7 protein-coding genes and 1 pseudogene are annotated in these 7,794 nt (G+C 67.3%); 6 read left to right on the forward strand and 2 right to left on the reverse strand.

All coding sequences use genetic code 11. From position 1 onward, the window contains the following. Positions 1-539: 539 nt before the first annotated feature. Positions 540-1,460: a M56 family metallopeptidase gene (locus ACFU8W_RS44275; RefSeq protein WP_384050529.1), complete on the reverse strand. Its 921-nt coding sequence runs from the start codon at positions 1,458-1,460 to the stop codon at positions 540-542. Further along, positions 1,457-1,825 (reverse strand): BlaI/MecI/CopY family transcriptional regulator, encoded by a 369-nt coding sequence (locus ACFU8W_RS44280; protein WP_384050532.1) that lies wholly within the window; start codon positions 1,823-1,825, stop codon positions 1,457-1,459. The genes ACFU8W_RS44275 and ACFU8W_RS44280 overlap by 4 nt, the downstream gene beginning before the upstream one ends. A 388-nt stretch (positions 1,826-2,213) precedes the next feature. Here ACFU8W_RS44280 and ACFU8W_RS44285 point away from each other — a divergent pair, with 388 nt between their 5' ends. From ACFU8W_RS44285 to ACFU8W_RS44310, 6 genes and pseudogenes are all read left to right on the forward strand, one after another. Then, positions 2,214-3,254: an NlpC/P60 family protein gene (locus ACFU8W_RS44285; RefSeq protein ID WP_384050544.1), complete on the forward strand. Its 1,041-nt coding sequence runs from the start codon at positions 2,214-2,216 to the stop codon at positions 3,252-3,254. Between the two features lie 614 nt (positions 3,255-3,868). After that, positions 3,869-5,401 (forward strand): ISL3 family transposase, encoded by a 1,533-nt coding sequence (locus ACFU8W_RS44290; protein WP_384050547.1) that lies wholly within the window; start codon positions 3,869-3,871, stop codon positions 5,399-5,401. A gap of 43 nt (positions 5,402-5,444) precedes the next feature. Continuing rightward, positions 5,445-5,873, forward strand: coding sequence for a DUF4240 domain-containing protein (locus tag ACFU8W_RS44295; RefSeq protein WP_384050535.1), 429 nt, complete (start codon positions 5,445-5,447; stop codon positions 5,871-5,873). A 260-nt stretch (positions 5,874-6,133) separates the two neighbouring features. Continuing rightward, positions 6,134-6,361: a tyrosinase family protein gene (locus ACFU8W_RS44300; RefSeq protein WP_384050550.1), complete on the forward strand. Its 228-nt coding sequence runs from the start codon at positions 6,134-6,136 to the stop codon at positions 6,359-6,361. Positions 6,362-6,473: 112 nt separating this feature from the next. After that, positions 6,474-7,106, forward strand: a complete 633-nt coding sequence (locus ACFU8W_RS44305) for an IS607 family transposase (RefSeq protein WP_384050538.1) — start codon at positions 6,474-6,476, stop codon at positions 7,104-7,106. A gap of 71 nt (positions 7,107-7,177) precedes the next feature. Further along, a pseudogene (locus ACFU8W_RS44310) lies at positions 7,178-7,794 on the forward strand (transposase); the annotation flags it as partial.

Raw genomic sequence — 7,794 nt, forward strand, 5'->3', positions numbered from 1 at the left:
GGCGTCGCCGGCCCGGACCTGGCCGACGACGCCCCCCTCACCAGGGCTTACTGACCCGGCCCCATGACGGCGGCGGCCCCAACCATGACGAGCGACGCAGTACCCCGCCCGGCTTCGGCACGGCACACAGGAAGGTGAAGGTGATGCAGATGCAGATGCAGATGCGCCCGACATACGTCGCTCCGGGAGCTGGAAATCCACGAGCAGCGGCGCCGGGAGCAGGCGCGGGCCTAACAACCCAGAAGGTCCAGCCGAAGCGTGCCAGCGACACGGCGATGCTGCACCGCGGCAGATACACCCTGTGCGCGGACAAAGGCAGAAGAGCGCTATGTGGAACGAGGTGTCTTCGGTATCCACTCCCCACGGAGACACACGGAAGTGCAGCTACGGGGACACGGCGCCCGAACCGGCGGTCGACTGACGAGGACACACTGGGAGTCGCCGCAAGGCCCCGCAGCAGCTCGAAGCCGGCCAACTCCTGCCCGTTACCCGTATGGGCGTTGGGTCGGATGAGCTACGGCGACGGAACTCGGCAATCGTCAGCCCATGAGCAGGCAGCAGGCGATGAGTAGCGGCAGCAAGGGTGCTGCGACGGAGCAGCCGACGATTCCCAGCCGCGTCGCACGGTGCGGCGTGGCTCTCGGGGTGAGGAGGCGGTGCAGCCGGATGGCCGCACTGGGCCCGCCTGCGCCGAAGGCCGCCCGGGGCGTCGGGCCTGCCGCGACCTCGCACATCGCGGTCGCCAGGGTCTCCCGGGAGTAGGAGCGCAGTGCCTGGTCGTCTGCGGCCATCTCCAGCAGCAGGGCGGTCTGCTCGCGGGCGTGTCGGGCGAGGGGCAGTTTCGGGAAGGCGTGTTCGAATGCCTCGGCGGCCGCGTGGCCCAGGTGGTGCCGGCCGGTGATATGGGCTCGCTCGTGTGCGAGCACGGCCCGGAGTTGTTCGCGGGAGAGGGTCTTGATCGCTCCTTCGGTCACGACTACCTGGCGGGAGCGTCCGGGCAGGCAGTAGACGGCCGGGGTGTCGTGGTTGACGACGACGGCATCGTGCTCGGAGGAGGGGCGGCCCACCATGGCGAGTATGGCCAGGTGGCGACGCTGGGCGCGCCGAGTGCGCCAGACCGTGCGCAGAAACCAGCCGACGGGAAGAAGTACGGCGAGGGTCGGCGGCAGCAGGGCGGCAGGGTCGGCTGCGGTGTGCGGTGCCGGGCCGAAGACTGCGGCGCCGGGGAACAGGCCGCAGGCGGTGAGCAGGCCGAGCAGCCCGTCGTGGACGTGCGGCTCTCTCAGGGCGATGTGGTAGAGGATCAGTGCGACGGTGATGACGAACGTCGCCATCAGTCCGTGCCAAGTGAGTATCGCCAGCCGGGGGGCGTGGTGGGTCCACCGGGCCCGGGCCAGCGCTCTGGGAACGGCGGCACCGATCAGGAGGGCGTATCCGGCGAGCGCCAGGGCCGCTGTCACGTCTGATTCCTCCGCTGCGCCGCCCGCAGGGCCGAGCGCAGCGCCTCTACCTCGTCCGGCGACATCCGCTCAACGAAGCTCAGGAGTGTGCCGGCGGGGTCTGGGTTGTCGCCCAGCGCGTCGCGCATCAGCGCCGCGGTGTATTGCTGGCGGGTGCAGGTGGGCTCGTACCGCCAGGCCCGCCCTTCTTTCTGCCGTCGAAGCATGCCCTTGCGGTACAGGATCTCGGCGACGGTCTTGACGGTGCTGTAGGCCATGGAACGGGTCCTGGTGAGGTCCGCGAGGAGATCTCGCGCGGTGGCCGGGCGCCCCCAGGCCCACAGGCGGGTCATGATCTCCGCCTCCAGCTCACCCAGTGGCCGCACGCGTGCTCCTCCGCCTCCGAACTGCCGACAGTGCCGGACCGGCACGGGTTCATCGTAGTAGCCCGGCCGACCGTGGCCGTCGCCGGCCCGCAGGGTCCATGGCCAGACAACAGCTAAGCAACTTAGCGATGGAAACGAGCAACCCTGGACCGATATGCCGACGCAATGGCAGCATCCTGCCTCTTTGTGTTCCCTGATGACCCCCAACAACCCCGATGAGCCACCAGATTGCAGCTAAGCCGTTTAGCTGATTAATATCCGTCTCCGAGCCTTCGCACGGTCGGCCGCCCATCCGGGGCGGCGGCGAGGGTACCGCCGAGTCCGCGGAGGTCACGCGGAGCCGGGCCCCATGTCCGGCAGGCGGCCGAGGAAGAAGGAGCTCGCCCTCGTGGCGTCCCACCGTCGTCCCAAGCAGCCCAACCGCGCCCGTACGGCCGTGCTCACTACCGCCGCCGCCGCGGTAGTGACCCTCACCTCGCAGTCGGCTCAGGCCGATCCCCTACCGGACCCGAACAAGAAGGGCGTCAAGGCGGAGGTCGACCGGCTGTACGAGCAGGCCACGCAGGCGACCGAGAAGTACAACGGCGCCAAGGAGAAGAACGACGAGCTCCAGAAACGGGTCGACAGCCTGAAGGATGCCGTCGCCCTGGGCCAGGAGGAGCTCAACAAGCTACGCGACGGCCTGGGTTCGCTCGCCACCGCGCAGTACCGCAGCGGCGGCATGGACCCGTCCGTGCAGCTCTTCCTCTCCTCCACCCCGGACAGCTATCTGGACAAGGCTGCCGCTTTGGACCAGATCAGCGGCAGGCAGCTCAGCACGCTCAAGAAGGTCCAGGCCAAGCAGCAAACGCTCGCCCAGCAGCGCGAGGAGGCATCGAAGAAGCTCGCGGACCTTGAGAGCACCCGCAAGGAGCTGAAGGACAAGAAGAAGGAGATCCAGGGCAAGCTTGCCAAGGCACAGGGGCTCCTCAACACGCTGTCTGCCAAGGAGCGCGCGCAGATAGCCGCGGAGGAGCAGCGGGCCAACCGCGCCAGCCAGCGGGTCGTCCTGGGCAACGAGGCCAGCGGCTCGCAGCGCGCGGCCGCCGCCTTCGCCGCGGCCAAGTCCAGGGTCGGCATGCCCTATGTCTGGGGCGCCAACGGCCCCAACTCCTTCGACTGTTCCGGGCTGACCTCCTGGGCGTTCACTCAGGCGGGCATCTCCATCCCTCGGACCTCCCAGGCCCAGGCCAACATCGGCACCCGGATCAACTCCCTGAGCGATCTCAAGCCCGGTGACCTCATCATCATGCGCAGCGACCTCAGCCACGTCGGCTTCTACGCGGGCAACGGACAGATCCTCCACTCCCCCAAGCCGGGCGCCGTCGTGCGGTATGAGGCGATCAGCACCAGCGGCATGCCGTTCATGTGGGGCGTACGGGTCGGCTGAGCACCGCCCCGGTGACTGAGACTCGCACAGGGACCCGTTCTGGCACCGAGTAGGCGGTACCGGAGCGGGTAAGCGTGTGGAAGAACGACCGCTTCAGGATGCCGGGCGGCGCGGAACCGGCGCAGTCGCAGTCTGTTATCGACGACGAAGACCGACGAGAACGCCATGGCGATGCCGGCGATCGGAGGCAGTACCGGGCGAGCTCGGCGGGCGGGACGTCCCGCGCAGGCCGCCGCTCTCGGCGCCTTCAACGATCAGGGACTCCAGCAGGTGCGCCAGGTGCTGCCGTCGCGATGGTCACGCCGGATCGCCGCGTACAGCTCGACCTTCGACATCGGCGGCATGACCAGCGCCCTTCACCAAGAGCACCTCAATGCTGCCCTGGCAAGAACCCCAGTGCCTCCCAAACTCGCATCAACATCACCCATCCGTGGATCCGGGCGTCTCCCAAACCCATCGACAAGTGACGTCACTACTGGGTTCTGGCACACATTCCGTGAGGGCGATCACCGGCGTTCTGCCACGGTGACGTCGCGTCATCTGGGACCGTGGTGCGGTGTGATGACCTCATAGGGGTGCTGTTTCCGCAGTTCAGGGCGGTCTTGGTGGAGCGCGTGTTCACGGAGTGCGGTGTGGTGCACATCGTCGCGAGAACCCTCGATGGCACGGCTTCGCGCCCGGCTTGCGAGCTTCCGTCGAATCATGTGCACAGCTGCTACGAACGCCGACTGGCCGACACTCCGGTCGGTGACCAGCCGGTGCTGATCGAGCTGACCGTGCGGCGGCTGTACTGCGACAACGCCTTGTGCGGGCGCCGTACGTTCGTTGAGCAGGTCGCGGGTCTGACGTTCAGGTACGGGAGAAGGACTCCGGCCTCGCGCCGTGTCCTGACGGCCGTTGCGGTTGCCCTCGCAGGCCGGGCCGGGGCCCGTCTGGCAGCTGTACTGCAGACGAGGGTGAGCCGGACGACGCTGCTGCGGGCGATCATGACCGTGCCTGATCCGCTCTGCGCCGTTCCAAAGGTGCTGGGTGTCGATGACTTCGCCACCCGTCGCGGCCACCACCACGGCACTGTCCTCATCGACTGCGGGACCGGCCGGCCTCTCGATCTGCTGCCCGGCCGGGACGCCTCCACCCTCGCGGGCTGGCTGCGCGAGCATCCCGGCGCCGAGATCATCTGCCGTGACCGGTCCGGCTCCTACGCCGACGGCGCCCGGACCGGTGCACCGAACGCGATCCAAGTGGCCGACCGCTTCCACCTCTGGCAGAACCTCGGCACTGCCGTCGAAGCCACCGTCAGACTCCACAGCACGTGCCTCAAGACGGCTTTCACCAGCTCAGATGACCCCACGAGCGATGGCGACAGCGCGGATGCGACGAAGACGATGTCGCCGATCGAAGCTCGCATCCGAGAGCGGCACGCGACCATCCATGCCCTGCTGGCCCAGGGGCACGGGATCAGGGAGATCGCCAGGGAACTGCACATGGGCGGTAACACCGTCCGCCGGAACGCCCGCGCGGCAGCCCCCGAACAACTGCTGACCGGAAGGCACCAGCCCCGGGCCAGCCAGCTCGACCCCTACAAGTCCCACCTGGACAAACCCTGGGCCGAAGGACACACCAACGCCATCCAGCTGCTTGCCGAGCTTCAGAACCTCGGCTACTGCGGGAGCTACCAGATCATCAGCGACTATCTGCGACCGAGGCGCCGCCGACGCATCCGCGTTGTCCCACCCGCACCACCAGGAATCCGCCGGATCACCGGCTGGCTGATGCGACACCCCGAGAACCTGGCCGACGGAGAACGCCAACAGTTCGTCGCCCTACTTTCCCACTGCCCTGAACTGATCGCCCTCCACGAGCACGTCCGCAGCTTCGCAGCGATCCTTCAAACCCGCTCCGGTCAGCACCTCAAAGACTGGATCAGCGCCGTCCGCACCGCGGACCTGCCCCGCCTGCATGCCTTCACCACCGGCCTGGAGAAGGACTGGGACGCCGTCGTCCAAGGCCTGAGCACACGCTGGAACTCCGGCCCCGTCGAGGGCCGCGTCAACCACATCAAGATGATCAAACGCCAGATGTTCGGACGAGCCAAGCTCCCCCTGCTCCGCAAACGCGTCCTTCTCACAGCCGCAGCAAACAGGTGACCCAGAGCCAGGACTGTCAGACCCCTGCGGCATGCTCGCCAGCATGAACGAAGACGCCTTCTGGCAGCTCATCGAGGACTGCAGGCCCACAGGACCTGACCCGGACGCCGAACTCCTTGCAGCCACGCTCACCGAGCGGCTTGCCCAGTCCCCGTTGTCGCTGGTCATCGGCTTTGCCGAACAACTGTCATGGGCGCTCTACCGACTGGACCGCAAGGAGTACGGACACGACCTGTCCGATGACGCCTTCCTCTACACCCGTGCCGCGGTCGTCGCCGCCGGCCGCACCAAATTCGACAACGCCCTCCAGAACTCTGCAGCCTTCACTCCCTATGCCATCGACCTCATCTGGGCCGAGCCCCTGCTCTACACCCCGGACCGGGCATACAAACGCATCACTGGGGAGGAATGGGACCGTGAGACCCGCTACTCCTACGAATCCTGCTCCAACACCGAAGGCTGGGCTGATTGAACGGCTCGGCCTGCGGGTGGTGACGAACTCCAGCGTCGTTGATCGCCCTCACGGAATGTGTGCCAGAACCCACTACTGCTCGATGAAGCCAACGACTCGACACCGAGGCCGTGACGACCCTCGTGAAGGACGCCACAGCCGCGCCGTCCATGTACAACGCGCAGCCGTGGCGGTTCCTGCATGAAAGCAGCGCCTTCCATCTGCAGGGCTTCACCGGCACGGGGTCGCACAACCAGGTGCACCAGTGGATCGGCGGGGACATGGCGCCGGCCTCATCACCCAACGGCCCGGTCTTCTTCCTGCACCACGCCAATGGTGACTGGTTGTGGGAAAAGTGGATGAATTGCCACGGGCGTACCTGCCCTCGATGTCGGAGTCGGCAGACCTACTCGACCATCGGATTGACGACCCTCTGTTCTGACTCCTGGGCGCGGGCTTCACCCCACGGAAGACTCTCGCCAACACCGCCCTATTCACCTACAACGTAGTCCCCTGAACCAACATGCTGGCACCGCCCGGGGCAGCAACAGCCGTAACCGAGGGAGCAGGCTCATCAACTTCATTAGTAATCCCTAGTGTTGCGTATGTATGGTTCCGTGCATGGAGTTGCTGCGCGTGTCCAAGGCTGCGAAGCGTCTCGGGATACACCCGATGACGCTTCGTCAGTGGGCGTTGGACGGCAAGATCCCGTTTACATGGGTCGGCCGTGAGCGCCGGTTCTCCTCGGTGGATGTGGAGAACATGAAGCGCGGCAGCGACTCCTCAAGTGCCCGTTCGCGCCTGGAGTTGCTGTATGTGCGCGTGTCCGGCTCGTCCGGGCAGGAGTCCTCGCTTAAGGCCCAGGAGGCCGAACTGCGGGCCACTTCCACGGGCGAGATCGTCAAGGTCGTCCGGGACCGGGGCTCGGGCCTGAAGGAGAACCGGCCCGGACTCAACCGTGTACTGGCGATGGTGTCGGACGGCTCCGTGACTGTTGTTCGTGTCACGCACGAGGACCGGCTGGCCCGGTTCGGTGTCGGCTGGCTCAAGCGGCTGTTCGCCGTGTACGGCGTCACCGTGGAGGTACTGCACGCGAAGAAGCTCGGCGGTCGGGATGAACTGCTGGAGGACTTCGGCTGCCTGGTGACCACGTTCGCCGGGCGGCTGTACGGGATGCGCAGTGCGGACAACCGCCGCCGTCTGCTGGCCGAATCGGGCCAGTGCAGCGACAGCGACGAGGGGCGGGTGGCGTGAGCCGAAAGCTGCCCCTCGCCGACGGCGAGACCGCCCGTACCGCCTGCGCCCGCGCCCTCATTCGTACGGGCGTGGACGAGAAGACCGGCGAAGTCCTCACCAGTGCCGCCCTGGTCGAGCGGGTCGGCTGGTGCGCCGACCTGGTGGCCGACATGACGAGCGCGTTGCTGGCCGGGCACTGGAACACCGCCGACGTGAACGTTTTGGCCTCCGGGGAGGATGCCGGGGGCCGCAAGCTGCCGTCGAACGCGTGGATGGCACTGCGCCGCCTCGGCTGGACCGTCGCCCCCGAAGGGGTGAAGGTGAACGACCGGATCGTGCGCATCGCCCAGGAGAGTGCCGGGCGTGCGCTGCGATCGGCGAAGTGGCGGGCTGATGTGACCGCTGGAGTTCTGGCCGCGTGGCCCGCCGATCCCGCGAAGCGCACTGCCGAAGAGTGGGATCAGGTGCGGGCCGCGATACCGGGCGGGGAGTATCTTCCGTCCAGCATCATCCGTTCCCGCACCCGGCAGATCACCGCCTTCGAGCGTAAGCACGGCCGTCTCCCGGCGGGTGTGTTCGAGCTGGAACCCGCGCCGCATGTCTCGCGCATCCTGCTGCTCGCCGCCTGTGACGGGCAGCAGGCCGCCATCGAACGGGCCGACGACGGGCAGCGGGCGCTGCTGCGCCTGCAGCTTCCCACCCGGCC

It is taken from the genome of Streptomyces sp. NPDC057565 (assembly GCF_042801455.1).
Classification (GTDB): domain Bacteria; phylum Actinomycetota; class Actinomycetes; order Streptomycetales; family Streptomycetaceae; genus Streptomyces; species Streptomyces yanii.

What these genes read in the sequence shown, in the direction of transcription:
- ACFU8W_RS44295 (WP_384050535.1), top strand. Translation starts at nt 5,445, where the DNA reads ATGAACGAAGACGCCTTCTGGCAGCTCATCGAGGACTGCAGGCCCACA.
- ACFU8W_RS44300 (WP_384050550.1), top strand. Translation starts at nt 6,134, where the DNA reads ATGGCGCCGGCCTCATCACCCAACGGCCCGGTCTTCTTCCTGCACCAC.
- ACFU8W_RS44305 (WP_384050538.1), top strand. Translation starts at nt 6,474, where the DNA reads ATGGAGTTGCTGCGCGTGTCCAAGGCTGCGAAGCGTCTCGGGATACAC.